This window comes from Aromatoleum evansii, assembly GCF_045689615.1.
In the GTDB taxonomy this organism is placed as follows: Bacteria; Pseudomonadota; Gammaproteobacteria; order Burkholderiales; family Rhodocyclaceae; genus Aromatoleum; species Aromatoleum evansii.
Genome location: NZ_CP141259.1, coordinates 2,612,654 through 2,625,279, shown reverse-complemented (window position 1 = coordinate 2,625,279; position 12,626 = coordinate 2,612,654). Strand labels below are relative to the sequence as shown.

General features: G+C 63.3%; 13 protein-coding genes and 1 other annotated feature. All 13 genes read left to right on the top strand.

Annotated features, from left to right (window positions below):
• The first annotated feature begins 11 nt into the window (after positions 1-11).
• The 13 genes from U5817_RS12305 to U5817_RS12245 all read left to right on the top strand — a co-directional run bounded on the left by U5817_RS12305 (position 12) and on the right by U5817_RS12245 (position 12,567).
• On the top strand, positions 12-884 hold the full coding sequence (locus tag U5817_RS12305) for a branched-chain amino acid ABC transporter permease (protein WP_018991776.1): 873 nt from the start codon (positions 12-14) through the stop codon (positions 882-884).
• Between the two features lie 2 nt (positions 885-886).
• Positions 887-1,840, top strand: a complete 954-nt coding sequence (locus tag U5817_RS12300) for a branched-chain amino acid ABC transporter permease (RefSeq protein WP_224792857.1) — start codon at positions 887-889, stop codon at positions 1,838-1,840.
• The gene (locus tag U5817_RS12295) at positions 1,827-2,540 is read left to right on the top strand and encodes an ABC transporter ATP-binding protein (protein ID WP_191659538.1); all 714 of its coding nucleotides are present in this window, start codon (positions 1,827-1,829) and stop codon (positions 2,538-2,540) included. The genes U5817_RS12300 and U5817_RS12295 overlap by 14 nt, the downstream gene beginning before the upstream one ends.
• Positions 2,533-3,234 (top strand): ABC transporter ATP-binding protein, encoded by a 702-nt coding sequence (locus tag U5817_RS12290; protein WP_018991779.1) that lies wholly within the window; start codon positions 2,533-2,535, stop codon positions 3,232-3,234. The genes U5817_RS12295 and U5817_RS12290 overlap by 8 nt, the downstream gene beginning before the upstream one ends.
• Complete coding sequence (locus tag U5817_RS12285; protein WP_018991780.1) at positions 3,212-3,700, top strand: PaaI family thioesterase; 489 nt, start codon at positions 3,212-3,214, stop codon at positions 3,698-3,700. The genes U5817_RS12290 and U5817_RS12285 overlap by 23 nt, the downstream gene beginning before the upstream one ends.
• On the top strand, positions 3,697-4,446 hold the full coding sequence (locus tag U5817_RS12280; RefSeq protein ID WP_018991781.1) for an electron transfer flavoprotein subunit beta/FixA family protein: 750 nt from the start codon (positions 3,697-3,699) through the stop codon (positions 4,444-4,446). The genes U5817_RS12285 and U5817_RS12280 overlap by 4 nt, the downstream gene beginning before the upstream one ends.
• Before the next feature lie 2 nt (positions 4,447-4,448).
• A complete protein-coding gene (locus U5817_RS12275; protein ID WP_018991782.1) occupies positions 4,449-5,405 on the top strand; it encodes an electron transfer flavoprotein subunit alpha/FixB family protein in 957 nt (318 codons plus the stop codon).
• A 47-nt stretch (positions 5,406-5,452) separates the two neighbouring features.
• Entirely contained in the window at positions 5,453-6,832 is a 1,380-nt protein-coding gene (locus U5817_RS12270; protein ID WP_191659539.1) for a DHA2 family efflux MFS transporter permease subunit, read from the top strand.
• Between the two features lie 21 nt (positions 6,833-6,853).
• Complete coding sequence (locus U5817_RS12265) at positions 6,854-8,497, top strand: electron transfer flavoprotein-ubiquinone oxidoreductase (protein WP_026296193.1); 1,644 nt, start codon at positions 6,854-6,856, stop codon at positions 8,495-8,497.
• Between the two features lie 646 nt (positions 8,498-9,143).
• Complete coding sequence (gene blaOXA, locus U5817_RS12260) at positions 9,144-9,926, top strand: class D beta-lactamase (RefSeq protein ID WP_191659540.1); 783 nt, start codon at positions 9,144-9,146, stop codon at positions 9,924-9,926.
• Between the two features lie 172 nt (positions 9,927-10,098).
• Positions 10,099-11,327, top strand: a protein-coding gene (locus tag U5817_RS12255; RefSeq protein WP_407280852.1) for an IS3 family transposase whose coding sequence is annotated in 2 segments (ribosomal slippage) — positions 10,099-10,387 and positions 10,387-11,327 — 1,230 coding nt in all. Because the reading frame shifts where the segments join, the coding sequence is not laid out codon by codon here.
• Positions 10,377-10,493: a sequence feature (AL1L pseudoknot), on the top strand. It overlaps the preceding gene by 117 nt.
• Before the next feature lie 659 nt (positions 11,328-11,986).
• Positions 11,987-12,238, top strand: coding sequence for a hypothetical protein (locus U5817_RS12250; protein WP_018992634.1), 252 nt, complete (start codon positions 11,987-11,989; stop codon positions 12,236-12,238).
• Positions 12,239-12,288: 50 nt separating this feature from the next.
• The gene (locus U5817_RS12245; RefSeq protein WP_232429033.1) at positions 12,289-12,567 is read left to right on the top strand and encodes a type II toxin-antitoxin system RelE/ParE family toxin; all 279 of its coding nucleotides are present in this window, start codon (positions 12,289-12,291) and stop codon (positions 12,565-12,567) included.
• Positions 12,568-12,626: the final 59 nt, after the last annotated feature.

The following is a 12,626-nucleotide window of genomic DNA, read 5'->3' as shown; positions in this document are numbered from 1 at the left end:
GCAATTCCTACATGTCGGAACTCATCCTGCAGGCGCTCTACTCCGGGGTGCTTCAGGGCGGCTCTTACGCCCTGATCGCCCTCGGTCTGGCGCTGGTCTTCGGGACCATGAAGGTGATCAACCTCGCCCACGGCGAACTCGTGCTGCTCGCCGCCTACATGGCCTACATGGTCGAGTCGAAGCTCGGCCTCAGCCCCCTGTTCGCCATCCCGCTGGCGCTGGTGCTGGTGTGCACCTGCGCGGTGCTGGTGTATTTCCTCGTGAGCCTGATCCGCAAAGACCGCGAGCTCAATTCGCTGATCCTCACCTATGGCATCGGCATCATCCTGACGAACGCGGTGCTGCTGATCTGGTCGGCGGACGTGCGTTCGACCTCTTCCGCGTGGTTTCAGGATGCGGTGGTCGTCGGGCCGTTCTACAGCATGCGCAGTGAACTGCTGTTCTTCGTCGTCGCCTCGGTGCTGATGGCCGGGCTGTGGTGGTGGCTGTCGCGCAGCTGGTACGGGCGCGCGGTGCGCGCGGTGTCGAGCAACCGCGATGCGGCCAAGCTCATGGGCATCAATCCGCGCACGACCGAGATCGTCTCCTTCGTCGTTGCCGGCATCCTCGCCTCCTTCGCCGGGGTCGCAATCTTCAGCTACGGCGTGATCCAGCCCGCGTTCGGTCACGCGCTCACCGTCAAGGCCTTCATCATCACCGTGCTGGCCGGTATCGGCTCGATCCCGGGCGTGATGGTCGGCGGACTGCTGCTGGGCATCGCCGAGGCGCTGACCGTGACGCTCGCGAGTTCCGCGCTGCAGGAGCTGGTCGGCATGGCGCTGTTCCTGCTGGTGCTGTTCCTGATGCCGAACGGTCTTTTCGGCGCCAAGGCGAGGAGGGGATGAGCATGTACGTTTCGAAAACCGGACTCGCGGTGATCGCCGCCGCGTACGTCGCCGTGCCACTGCTGCTCGGCAGTAACAACTACGTCATGAGCCTGATCGTCGCGGCGATGATCATCGGCGGCATCGCGCTCGCGTGGGCGCTGCTGGGCAACCTCGGTGGCATGGTGAGTTTCGGCCATTCGGCGTTCTTCGGTGTCGGCGCGTATGTCTCGGCGCTGCTGACGATGAAGGCCGGCATGCCGATATTCGCGGCGATGCTGCTCGGCGGCGTCGGCGCGGTTGTCGCGTCGCTCGTGATGCTGCCGGTGCTGCGTCTGAAGGGGCCGTACTTCGCGCTCGCGATTCTCGCCTATGCGCACATCTTCAAGATCATCGCGACCGAGTGGAGTTCGGTGACCGGCGGTTCGGCGGGCCTCGCGAGCGTGCCGCGCTTTCCCGAACTGATGGGCTTCGACCTCAGCGGCAAGACCGGCAGCTACCTGATCATCCTGACCGTGCTGCTGGCGTTCGTCGCCGCGTACCGGGCGATCCGTGCGAGCCACTACGGCATCGCGCTGCGCGCGATGCACGACAGCGAGGACGCGACGCGCGTCGTCGGCGTCAACAGCACCCTGCTCAAGGCGCTGATGCTCTTCGTGTCGGCCTTCATGACGGGCGTAGTCGGTGCGTTCAACGTGCATTACATCAACTTCCTCGAGCCCGACTACGCGTTCAGCGGGCTGTGGGTGACGCTGCCGATCGTCGCGGCGATCTTCGGCGGCTATCGCACGATCCTCGGGCCGCTTGTCGGCGCGGTGACGGTCTATCTGGTCGACCAACTGATCTTCAAGAGCCTGATCCCGTCGGGGCACCAGCTCGTGCTCGGTGCGCTGCTGGTGGCGATGATCATTTTCAGTCCGGGCGGCCTGATGCCGCTGCTGCGCAAGGACTCACGGAGGAAACATGCTGCGGCTTGAAGATCTCTCGGTCCGCTTCGGCGGCCTGACGGCGGTCAATACCGTCTCCCTGTCGGTCGGCTCGCATGAAGTGGTCGGCCTGGTCGGGCCCAACGGCGCCGGCAAGACGACGCTGTTCAATGCGGTGTCGGGGCTGGTCAAGCCGTCGAGCGGGCGCATCCTGTTCGACTCGGTGGACATGCTGCGCACCCCGCTGCACCGGCGCGCACGCATGGGCATCGGCCGCACCTTCCAGGTCCCGCAGCCGATGCACGAGCTGACGGTGCGCGAGAACCTGATCGTCGCGCAGCGCTTCGGTACCGGTGCGGTCGATGCGCGCAAGATCGACGAGGTACTCGACTTCACCAACCTCACTGACAAGGCCGAGCGCCACGCGGCGACCGAGCTGGCGCTGACCGAGCTGAAGGCGCTCGAGGTCGCGAAGGCGCTCGCGACGAACCCGAAGCTGCTGATGCTCGACGAGGTGCTGGCGGGTCTCGAAACCAACGGCAAGCGCCGCTTCATGGGCATGCTCAAGGAACTGCATGAGAAGTTTGCCGTCGGCATCCTGATCATCGAGCATGACATCGAGACCATCAGCAATCTGTGCCATCGCGTCGCGGTGCTCAACTTCGGCGAACTGATCGCCGACGGCACGCCCGACGAGGTCTTCCGCGATCCGGAAGTAATGAAGAGCTACACGGGGGCGAGCGATGCTTGAGATTGCCAACGTCCGCGCCGGCTACGGCGCGATCAACATTCTGTGGGACCTCTCCATCTCGGTGCCGACTGGGCAACTGACGACCATCATCGGCCCCAACGGCGCCGGCAAGACCACGCTGCTGCGCGCGATCATGGGCCTCGTCCCGCTCAGCCAGGGCAGCATCCGGCTGAACGGCCAGCCGCTCGATGGCAGCTCGACCTGGCACATGCTCGAACGCGGGGTGGCGATGATTCCCGAAGGCCGCATGATCTTCAAGGACATGACGATCGAGGAGAACCTGATGCTCGGCGCCTTCCCCAAGGCGCACCGGGCCGCCTCGCAGGCCAACTGCGACAAGGCCTATGCGATGTTCCCGCGCCTGCACGAACGGCGCACGCAGCTCGCCGGCACGCTCTCGGGCGGCGAAGCGCAGATGCTGGCGATGGCGCGCGGGCTGATGTCGGATCCGAAGCTGCTGATCATCGACGAACCATCGCTCGGCCTCGCGCCGGTCGTCGTCAACGAACTCTTCGAGATCCTCGCGCGGCTGAAGGAGGAGGGCCGCACGATCGTGCTCGTCGAGCAGAACACGCACAAGGCGGTTGGTGTCGCGGACCAGGTCTACCTGATGCAGAGCGGAAAGGTCGTGCTCTCGCAGCCTGCCGCCGAGGTGAGCCTGGAGGCGCTGCATGAGCTGTACTTCGCGCGCTGAGGCCGAAGCGGCCGCCGCGATCAATGACAGCGCGATCGGTGAGGGTTTCGCGCGCGCGCTCGGGTGCCGGGTCGTCGAGTGGGCGCCGGGCCGCGTCGAAGTCGAGTTGGCGCTCGGCCCCCAACACCTGAATCGTGCGGGTTCCGTGCATGGCGGCGTGCTCGCGACGCTGATCGACGTCGCCTGCACGCTCGCCGGCCTGTATTCGGGCTCGCCGGAGCGCGTGCGCAAGGCCGTGACACTGTCGCTGAACACGAGCTTCACCGGCCAGGTTGCGACCGGCACGCTGCGGGCACGCGGCCGGGTGCGTGTCGGCGGCCGCAGCATTTTTTTCGCGACTACCGAGGTGACCGACGCCGCGGGCCACGCGATCGCACACGGCGAGACGGTCAACCGCTACCGGCGCGGCAGCGAGGAGGCGGATGGCGCGTCACCCGAAGAACCAACAGATGAGGTGAATGCATGAAGATCCTGGTACCCGTCAAACGCGTAGTCGATTACAACGTCAAGGTGCGAGTGAAGGCTGACGGCACCGGCGTCGATATCGCGAATGTGAAGATGTCGATGAACCCCTTCGACGAGATCGCAGTGGAAGAGGCGGTGCGCCTGAAGGAAGCGGGCGTGGCGACCGAGGTCGTCGCGGTGAGCTGCGGTGTCGCGGCCTGTCAGGAGACGATCCGTGCCGCGATGGCGATCGGTGCCGACCGCGGCATCCTGGTTGAATCTGACGCCGACCTGCAGCCGCTCGCCGTGGCGAAGCTGCTGAAGGCGCTGTGCGACAAGGAGCAGCCGACGGTGGTGATCTGCGGCAAGCAGGCGATCGACGACGACTCGAACCAGACCGGCCAGATGCTGGCGGCGCTGATGGGCTGGCCGCAGGCCACCTTCGCGTCCAAGGTTCAGCTGGGCGAGGGCGTCGCCACGGTCATGCGCGAGATCGACGGCGGTTTGGAAACCGTCGAGATCAAGCTGCCGGCGGTCGTCACCACCGACCTGCGCCTGAACGAGCCGCGCTACGCGACGCTGCCGAACATCATGAAGGCGAAGAAGAAGCCGCTCGACACGGTGAAGCCGGCCGACCTCGGCGTCGATGTCGCCCCGCGCCTGGCGACGCTGAAAGTGGCCGAGCCGCCGAAGCGCAGCGCCGGCGTGCGCGTCGCGGACGTCGCGCAACTCGTCGACAAGCTCAAGAACGAAGCGAAGGTGATCTGAACATGGCGATCCTGGTTATTGCAGAACACGACAACGCGAGCCTGAAGGCCGCGACCCTCAACACCGTCTCGGCCGCGGCCCAGCTCGGCAGCGAGGTGCATGTGCTGGTCGCCGGTGCCAACTGCGCCGCCGCCGCCGCGGAGGCGGCGAAGGTCGCGGGTGTCGCGAAGGTGCGCGTCGCCGATGCTGCCCACTACGACTCGCAGACCGCCGAGAACGTGGCCGCCCTCGTCGTGGCAGTGGTGGCAAATGAGGCCGCCGGCTACACCCACATCCTCGCCCCCAGCACCGCCAACGGCAAGAACGTCGCGCCGCGCGTCGCCGCGCTGCTCGACGTCGCACAGATCTCCGACATCGTCGCCGTGGAGTCGGCCGACACCTTCGTGCGCCCGATCTACGCCGGCAACGCGATGGCCACCGTGAAGTCGGACGACGCCGTGAAGGTGATGACCGTGCGCACCACCGCCTTCGAGGCGGCCGCGATGGTGGCAAATGAGGGCGGCGCGGCGGCAGTGGAAGCGCTTGGCGCCGCGGCCGATCTGGGCCTGACCAGCGTCAAGGGCCGCGACCTCACGAAGAGCGAGCGCCCGGAACTCGGCGCGGCGAAGATCATCGTTTCGGGCGGCCGCGGCCTCGGCAGCGGCGAGAACTACCACAAGCTGCTCGAGCCGCTCGCCGACGCGCTGGGCGCGGCGCTGGGCGCCTCGCGTGCCGCGGTCGACGCGGGCTATGTGCCGAACGACTACCAGGTCGGCCAGACCGGCAAGATCGTCGCGCCGCAGCTCTACATCGCGGTGGGCATCTCGGGTGCGATCCAGCACCTGGCCGGCATGAAGGACTCCAAGGTGATCGTCGCGATCAACAAGGATCCGGAAGCGCCGATCTTCCAGGTCGCCGATTACGGCCTGGTTGGCGACCTGTTCGAGGTTGTCCCGGAGCTCTCGCAGGCGGTCGGTTGACTCGCACGCCGGACGGAGCCGTGCGGCGGGGCGTCGCACTGACGGTCATGCTGGGCACGACCGCGGTGGTGCTCGCAACGACCATCGTCAATGTCGTGCTGCACGACGTAATGCGCGACTTTGGGGTCGGACAGGGACGCGTGCAGTGGCTTGCGACTGGTTTTCTCGCAGCGATGGCCGCGACGATGCTGACGACAGCTTGGTGGGTGCGGGCTTACGGAGTGCGCCGGACCTACACGGTTGCCTTGTTCATATTCGTAGCGGTATCGCTGGCCGGCGGATTCGCGACCTCGATCGATGAGTTGATCCTGTCTCGTATTGTGCAGGGGGCGATCGCGGGCGTGATCCAGCCGCTCGCGATGATCGCATTGTTCGAGGTCTATCCGCCTGAAGAGCGCGGCAGTGCGATGGCCGCGTACGGTCTCGGTGTCGTGCTATCACCGGCGATCGGTCCGGCACTTGGGGGACTGCTTGGGCAGCTGTTCGGCTGGCGCGCGGTGTTTTTCGTCACACTGCCACTGTGTCTCGCAGGGCTTGTGCTCGCGCCGTCGCGGCTCGCTTGTTTCGAGGGGGGCGCGGCGCGGCGGCCCACCTTCGACAGCATGGGCTTATTGCTGCTGTGTGCCTTCCTCCTGTTTGTCTTGGGCGGACTCGCGCAGGCGCAGCGACAGGACTTGTCGCAGTTGGGCTTCGCGCTCGTAGTCACCGGTACCTTGGCATGCGGCGCCGCCTTTGTGGCTTGGGAGCTCCGCCGCAGCCACCCGATGTTTGATCCGCGTGTATTCCGTGACCCGGTCTTCGCTGCGGCTGCGGCGGTCGGCTTTGCTTACGGCGTGGGGTTGTACGGCTCGACCTTCCTCGTGCCGTTATTTGTGCAGACGATTTCGGGTTTTTCGGTGATGAAGGCGGGGATCCTGCTGTTGCCAGGCGGGCTGCTGCTAGCCCTGTGCATTCCGCTAGCAGGCCGGCTTACCAACCGGCATTCGCCGCACTATATCGTCTGTGCCGGACTTGCCTGTTTCGCACTGTCGTTCTTGCTGTTCGCCGGCGCTTCGGCGCGCACGGACTTCTGGTTGCTTGCAGTATGGATCGCCCTCGGCCGTCTTGGGCTCGCGATGATGATTCCCGCCCTCAATGCAGGGGCGGTGCAGGGCTTGCCGCTCGGGCAGATCGCACAGGGCGCCGGCGCACTGAACTTCGTTCGTCAACTCGGCGGGGCGTTCGGTACGAGCCTGTTGTCTCTGGTGCTCCAGTGGCGCATGGCATCGCACCAGGGCGAGCTGGCAGCCTCCGTCGATACTGCCGCATCGGCGCTCGACGCGGCGACGCGGGCTTTCGATGATTGTTTCATAGTGGTCGGACTGGTTTTTCTGTCCGCGCTTTGGCCCGGCTGGCGAATACGGCGTGTCGCCGCAACGACCCAATGAATGGAAGAATGGGAAACGACAATGCAACGCGAATCGATGGAATTCGACGTCCTGATCGTCGGTGGCGGCCCCGCGGGGCTGGCCGCGGCGATCCGGCTGAAGCAACTGGCAGCCGAGAAAGGCGCCGACATCTCCGTGTGCCTGATCGAGAAGGCGGCCGAGATCGGCGCCCACATCCTCTCCGGCGCCGTGATGGATCCCCGCGCGCTGAACGAGCTGATCCCGGACTGGAAGGAACTGGGGGCGCCGGTGACCACCGCCGTCACCGAAGATCGCGTGATCTTCCTCAACGAAACCGGCGGGCGCAAGGTGCCCACCGGCCTGCTGCCGGACTGTTTTCTGAACCACGGCAACTACATTGTGCGCCTGGGAAACGTCGCCAAGTGGCTCGGCGAGCAGGCCGAAGCCCTGGGCGTCGAGGTCTATCCGGGCTTCGCCGGCGCCGAGATCCTGTATGACGAGAGTGGCGCCGTGAAGGGTGTCGCGACCGGCGACATGGGCGTGACGCGCGAAGGCGAACAGGGCCCCGCCTACCAGCCGGGCATGGAACTGCACGCGAAATACACGCTGTTTGCCGAAGGCTGCCGCGGGCATCTGGGCAAGCAGCTCGAGGCGAAGTTCAACCTTCGGAATGGCGTCGATCCGCAGACCTACGGCATCGGCCTGAAGGAGCTGTGGGAAGTCCCCGCCGAGCGTCATGAGCCGGGCGTGGTTGTACACACGACCGGCTGGCCCCTGCCCTCGGACACCTACGGCGGCGGCTTCGTCTATCACCTCGAGGACAAGCTCGTCGCGATCGGCTACGTCGTGGGTCTCAACTACACCAACCCGCACCTCTCGCCGTTCGAGGAGTTCCAGCGCTACAAGACACACCCCGAGATCCGCAAGTATCTCGAAGGCGGCAAGCGCCTGGCCTACGGCGCGCGCGCAATCGCCGCGGGTGGCCTGCAGAGCCAGCCGAAGCTGGTGTTCCCGGGTGGCGCGCTGATCGGCGACGACGCGGGTTTCCTCAACGCCGCGCGCATCAAGGGCAGCCACGCCGCGATCAAGAGCGGTGCGCTCGCCGCCGAAGCCGCTTTCGAGGCCGTGACGGCCGAACGCAGCCGTGACGAACTCGGCGCCTTCCCTGAGGCCTTCAAGTCGAGCTGGCTGTACGACGAGCTGCACAAGACGCGCAACTTCAAGCCCTACATGAAGAAGGGCCTGTGGATGGGCTCGCTGCTCTTCGGCTTCGACCAGAAGGTGTTCGGCGGCAAGGCGCCGTGGACGCTGCACAACAGCTCCGACCACGACAAGCTCAAGCCCGCGACCGAGTGCGCGAAGATCGACTACCCGAAGCCCGACGGCGTGCTGACCTTCGACCGCCTCTCCTCGGTGTTCCTGTCGAACACCAACCACGAGGAAGATCAGCCCTGCCACCTGCAGTTGAAGGATGCGTCGGTGCCGATCGCGGTGAACCTCGCGAAGTACGACGCCCCCGAGCAGCGCTACTGCCCGGCCGGCGTGTACGAGATCGTGCGCGACGAGTCGGGGCAGAACCCGCGCCTGCAGATCAATGCGCAGAACTGCGTGCACTGCAAGACCTGCGACATCAAGGACCCGACGCAGAACATCAACTGGGTCGTGCCGCAGGGTGGCGAAGGGCCGATCTATCAGGGGATGTGAGCGGGCACCGATTCTGTCCGAGGGTGTCGCAACAAACGCTTTGGGGTTCCTACGCACTCCTTCTCTCGCTCTTGCGTGACACCTTCCCTCTTTATTCAGGGCGGCGCCGCCAAATGTGCGCCAGCAACGGACTGGCGCTGGAAAACCGCTTGCCAAGGGCTGAGTGAACCGGTGGACACGTTGCGGCACTATCGTGCTTCTTTAGGACGGCGAAGCTACCAGCGCGACAGCAAGGTCCATCGTCGCTCGTTTGATCCTACTGAGTTGTCTAGCGCGGATTCGTCGCAGCGATAATGTCAACGAGGGTGAAGCGCTCGTCGACAGGATCTCAAAGTCGTAAGCGTTTCCTCAAAATATCCAGTTGTTACTCCTTTCTACCCAGTCCACACTAGTACGGCGCGTACGTCTTGTCGTTCAGTGGAACGCGTCGATTCAACAGATTGGAACGGGGAACGAAGTAGGGGGAGGGGTGCAATCTTTCTGTCTCCGGGCACGAACGTTGGTTGCGAATGCTCCGAGACTCGATGAACGACAGCTATCGGCAAGTGATTCTCAATAGCAGCATCCGGCCAGAAGCGACCAATGGCAGTTACATTTGAACCCAGTACAATTTCGCTTCCTCAGTTGCACACCCCCTGCTGCCGCAATGGCAAAACTCATTCTTCTGACCTGTAGCCTCTGTCTCTCCTTCTTTGTGCGTGCCGAAGATTCGGCAATCGAACATCTGTTTCGCAGTGCGGGTATCGACGGAACCATCGTGATCGAATCTGTCAGCACGGGACAGCGTTTCGTCCATAACGATCCTCGCTCAAAACAACCCTTCGCGGCCGCTTCGACGTTCAAGGTGCTCAACACCTTGATTGCGCTTGAGGAGGGAGTCATTTCTGGGGCAGACGCCATCTTTCAATGGGATGGAACCCGATACGAGATTTCCAACTGGAACAATGATCAGACGCTGGAAAGTGCTTTCAAGGCGAGTTGTGTTTGGTGCTACCAGCAACTCGCTCGGCGAGTGGGGGCAATGAAGTATCCGTCCTATATCCAAAAATCGGACTATGGTCAGTTGCGTCAGCCGTTCAATGAAACAGAGTTCTGGCTGGATGGCTCTTTGACGATCAGCGCGGAACAGCAGGTCGCATTTCTCCGGCAGATCGTCGAACGTAAATTGCCGTTCGAGGCGAGCAGTTATGACACGTTGAAAAAGATCATGCTCACTGATGTAACTGAGCGGTATCGTCTTTATGCAAAAACGGGTTGGGCGACCCGCAACGCTTCTCCTGTGGGTTGGTATGTTGGGTTTGTGGAAACACCGGACGACATCTGGATTTTCGCTCTGAACCTTGCCACCCGCGATGCCAAGGATCTCCCGCTGCGCATCCAGATAGCCAAAGATGCGTTGAAGGAAAAGGGCGCGTTGCCGCCAAGCTAACGTCTCCTTTCGGAAAAGTTCAACTCCCGCTTCGGGTCGCTATGGATAGATTTGCATAGTGAAGCTTTGGCTACCACGAGAACCCGGGGCGATTCAAAGTCATAGGGCGCCGTGGCACAATTTGAATCGCCCCGGGTTTGATGGAGGCTCTAACTCTTGAGAAGATAGAGCCATGAAGAAGTCCGTGAAGTTCTCCCCCGAAGTCCGTGAGCGTGCGGTGCGCATGGTTGCCGAGTGTCGCGGCGATCATCCGTCGCAGTGGGCAGCCGTTGAATCCATCGCCGCCAAGATTAGTTGCACGCCGCAGACGTTGCTGACCTGGGTGCGTCAGCACGAACGGGATAGCGGACAGCGCGAGGGACCTACCACGGCCGATCAGAAACGCGTCAAGGAACTGGAGCGCGAGGTCCGTGAGTTGCGCAAAGCCAATGAGATTCTGAAGCTTGCCAGCGCGTTTTTCGCCCAGGCGGAGCTCGACCGCCGATTCAAGTCCTGAGAGCCTTCGTCGACGCGCATCGCGATGCCTTCGGGGTCGAGCCGATCTGCAGGCAATTGCAGATCGCCCCATCCGGCTACCGGCGCCATGTCGCGCTGCTGCGCAATCCTGAACGACGCAGTCAGAGAGTGCAGCGCGACGAGATGTTGATGCCCGAGATCGAGCGCGTCTGGCAAGCCAACCTGCAGGTTTATGGTGCCGACAAGGTCTGGCGGCAACTGAACCGGGAAGGTGTCGCGGTAGCCCGCTGCACGGTCGAGCGACTTATGCGCCGTCATGGGCTGCGTGGTGTCGTACGAGGCAAGGTCGTGCGCACCACGATCAGCGACAGCAAGGCGGCGTGTCCGCTGGATCGGGTCAATCGGCAGTTCAAGGCCGACCGCCCCAACCAGTTGTGGGTCTCGGACTTCACTTATGTCTCGACCTGGCAAGGCTGGCTGTATGTGGCCTTCGTCATCGATGTCTTTGCCCGACGCATCGTGGGCTGGCGTGTGAGCAGTTCCATGCACACGGACTTCGTGCTCGATGCCCTGGAGCAGGCGCTGTACGCCCGCCAGCCAAGTCCCGAAGAAGCCCTGATCCACCACTCCGACAGAGGCTCGCAGTACGTCTCGATCCGCTACAGCGAGCGCCTGGCCGAAGCAGGTATAGAGCCGTCCGTCGGCAGCAAGGGCGACAGCTATGACAATGCTCTGGCAGAGACGATCAATGGTTTGTACAAGGCAGAGATGATCCACCGGCGAGCACCCTGGAAAACCAAGGAATCCGTGGAGCTGGCAACGCTGGAATGGGTGTCCTGGTTTAACCACCACCGGCTGCTCGAACCCATCGGGTATATCCCGCCCGCAGAAGCTGAGGCAAACTACTACAGGCAACTCGCCCGTCAGACCGCCATCGCGGCCTGACTTAAACCAACCGGCCTCCACGGAACCCGGGGCGATTCAGGTGGAGGCCATATTATTGAGCCGAGGATGCCGCTTCCGGGGATTGGGTGGTATGCAACGTGCGCAGAGCCTGGCGGACTTCGGTTTGGAATTATTCAAGTTGATCAAGATGCTGCCTAAGGTTATTGCCGAACAATTCTCTGCTGGCCGCCGTCCTCGACAGGCCATGATCGGCGCTCAAACGTCTAGCATCTGCTTCTGACAGCGGCGAATTTCGGCTTCGGGTCGTTACAGTGAGTTCGCATAATCGTCGATCCTGCCATTCAACAGCGCAGGGGCGGACGTAGCAGGGTGCTCAATCTTTGCCACCGGTCTTTGTGGTCGTGCTGGAGGGCAAATGAGGAAAAAGGGAGCAAAGAGCGCGAACCTGTACGCAACATTGCGAGTGCTGCGATGTTCGGGGGGTAATGTCGCCGAAGTAGGGCAGGGGACTTCCCCGGGTTTCCGGTTTCCGGTTTTCGGCCCGAAGCTGCCGGCCAGCCTGCGTCGATTGAGCGGCTGAAGTAGTGCGGACAGCTGCCGCACGGCGCTCAGCGCCGCCGGAATGCGGTTGCCCAGGGGATATGGCGAGACGGACACGCAGTCTTGCCAAATTTTGCCAAGCCGACTAATCTGAGGCCATGAGCACGATGAACATTTCCTTGCCCGATAGCCTGAAGTCCTTCGTGGACGAGCAGGTCAGCGAGCGCGGCTTCGGTAGTAGCAGCGAGTACCTGCGCGAACTGATCCGCAAGGATCAGGGGCGTCAGCGCTTGCGTGGCTTGTTGCTGGCGGGCGCAGCCTCTGCACAGGGATCGCCAGCCAATGCCGCTTACTTCGAAGGTCTGCGTGACCGGGTACGCAAGGCTGCAAAGTCTGTTTCTCGCGGGTGAGGGTCAAGCCGGTAGTTCCGCGTGAGCAGGCCAACCTAGACGTCGACAACGTGGTCGCCTACTACCTGGACGAGGGGGCCGCGTCGATCGCACTCGATTTCATCGACGCGTTGGAACAGGTTTATACCCACATAGGTCGCCATCCCGCCACAGGTTCGCCTCGTTACGGGCATGAATTGGACCTTCCCGGTCTACGCTCTTGGTCGCTGTCTCGCTACCCTTACCTCGTCTTCTACGTCGAACGGCCAGACCACATTGATGTCTGGCGTGTGCTGCATGGCCAGCGCGATATTCCCACTTGGATGCAAGACCCCGACGCCTTAGCCTGACGCCACCGCCCGGCATTTCCGCGAGCCAGTCATTGCTGTCCGCTTACGAAAGCCACCCT

What these genes read in the sequence shown, in the direction of transcription:
- U5817_RS12280 (WP_018991781.1), top strand. Translation starts at nt 3,697, where the DNA reads ATGAAGATCCTGGTACCCGTCAAACGCGTAGTCGATTACAACGTCAAG.
- U5817_RS12270 (WP_191659539.1), top strand. Translation starts at nt 5,453, where the DNA reads ATGCTGGGCACGACCGCGGTGGTGCTCGCAACGACCATCGTCAATGTC.
- U5817_RS12285 (WP_018991780.1), top strand. Translation starts at nt 3,212, where the DNA reads ATGAGCTGTACTTCGCGCGCTGAGGCCGAAGCGGCCGCCGCGATCAAT.
- blaOXA (WP_191659540.1), top strand. Translation starts at nt 9,144, where the DNA reads ATGGCAAAACTCATTCTTCTGACCTGTAGCCTCTGTCTCTCCTTCTTT.
- U5817_RS12250 (WP_018992634.1), top strand. Translation starts at nt 11,987, where the DNA reads ATGAGCACGATGAACATTTCCTTGCCCGATAGCCTGAAGTCCTTCGTG.
- U5817_RS12275 (WP_018991782.1), top strand. Translation starts at nt 4,449, where the DNA reads ATGGCGATCCTGGTTATTGCAGAACACGACAACGCGAGCCTGAAGGCC.
- U5817_RS12305 (WP_018991776.1), top strand. Translation starts at nt 12, where the DNA reads ATGTCGGAACTCATCCTGCAGGCGCTCTACTCCGGGGTGCTTCAGGGC.
- U5817_RS12300 (WP_224792857.1), top strand. Translation starts at nt 887, where the DNA reads ATGTACGTTTCGAAAACCGGACTCGCGGTGATCGCCGCCGCGTACGTC.
- U5817_RS12265 (WP_026296193.1), top strand. Translation starts at nt 6,854, where the DNA reads ATGCAACGCGAATCGATGGAATTCGACGTCCTGATCGTCGGTGGCGGC.
- U5817_RS12290 (WP_018991779.1), top strand. Translation starts at nt 2,533, where the DNA reads ATGCTTGAGATTGCCAACGTCCGCGCCGGCTACGGCGCGATCAACATT.
- U5817_RS12295 (WP_191659538.1), top strand. Translation starts at nt 1,827, where the DNA reads ATGCTGCGGCTTGAAGATCTCTCGGTCCGCTTCGGCGGCCTGACGGCG.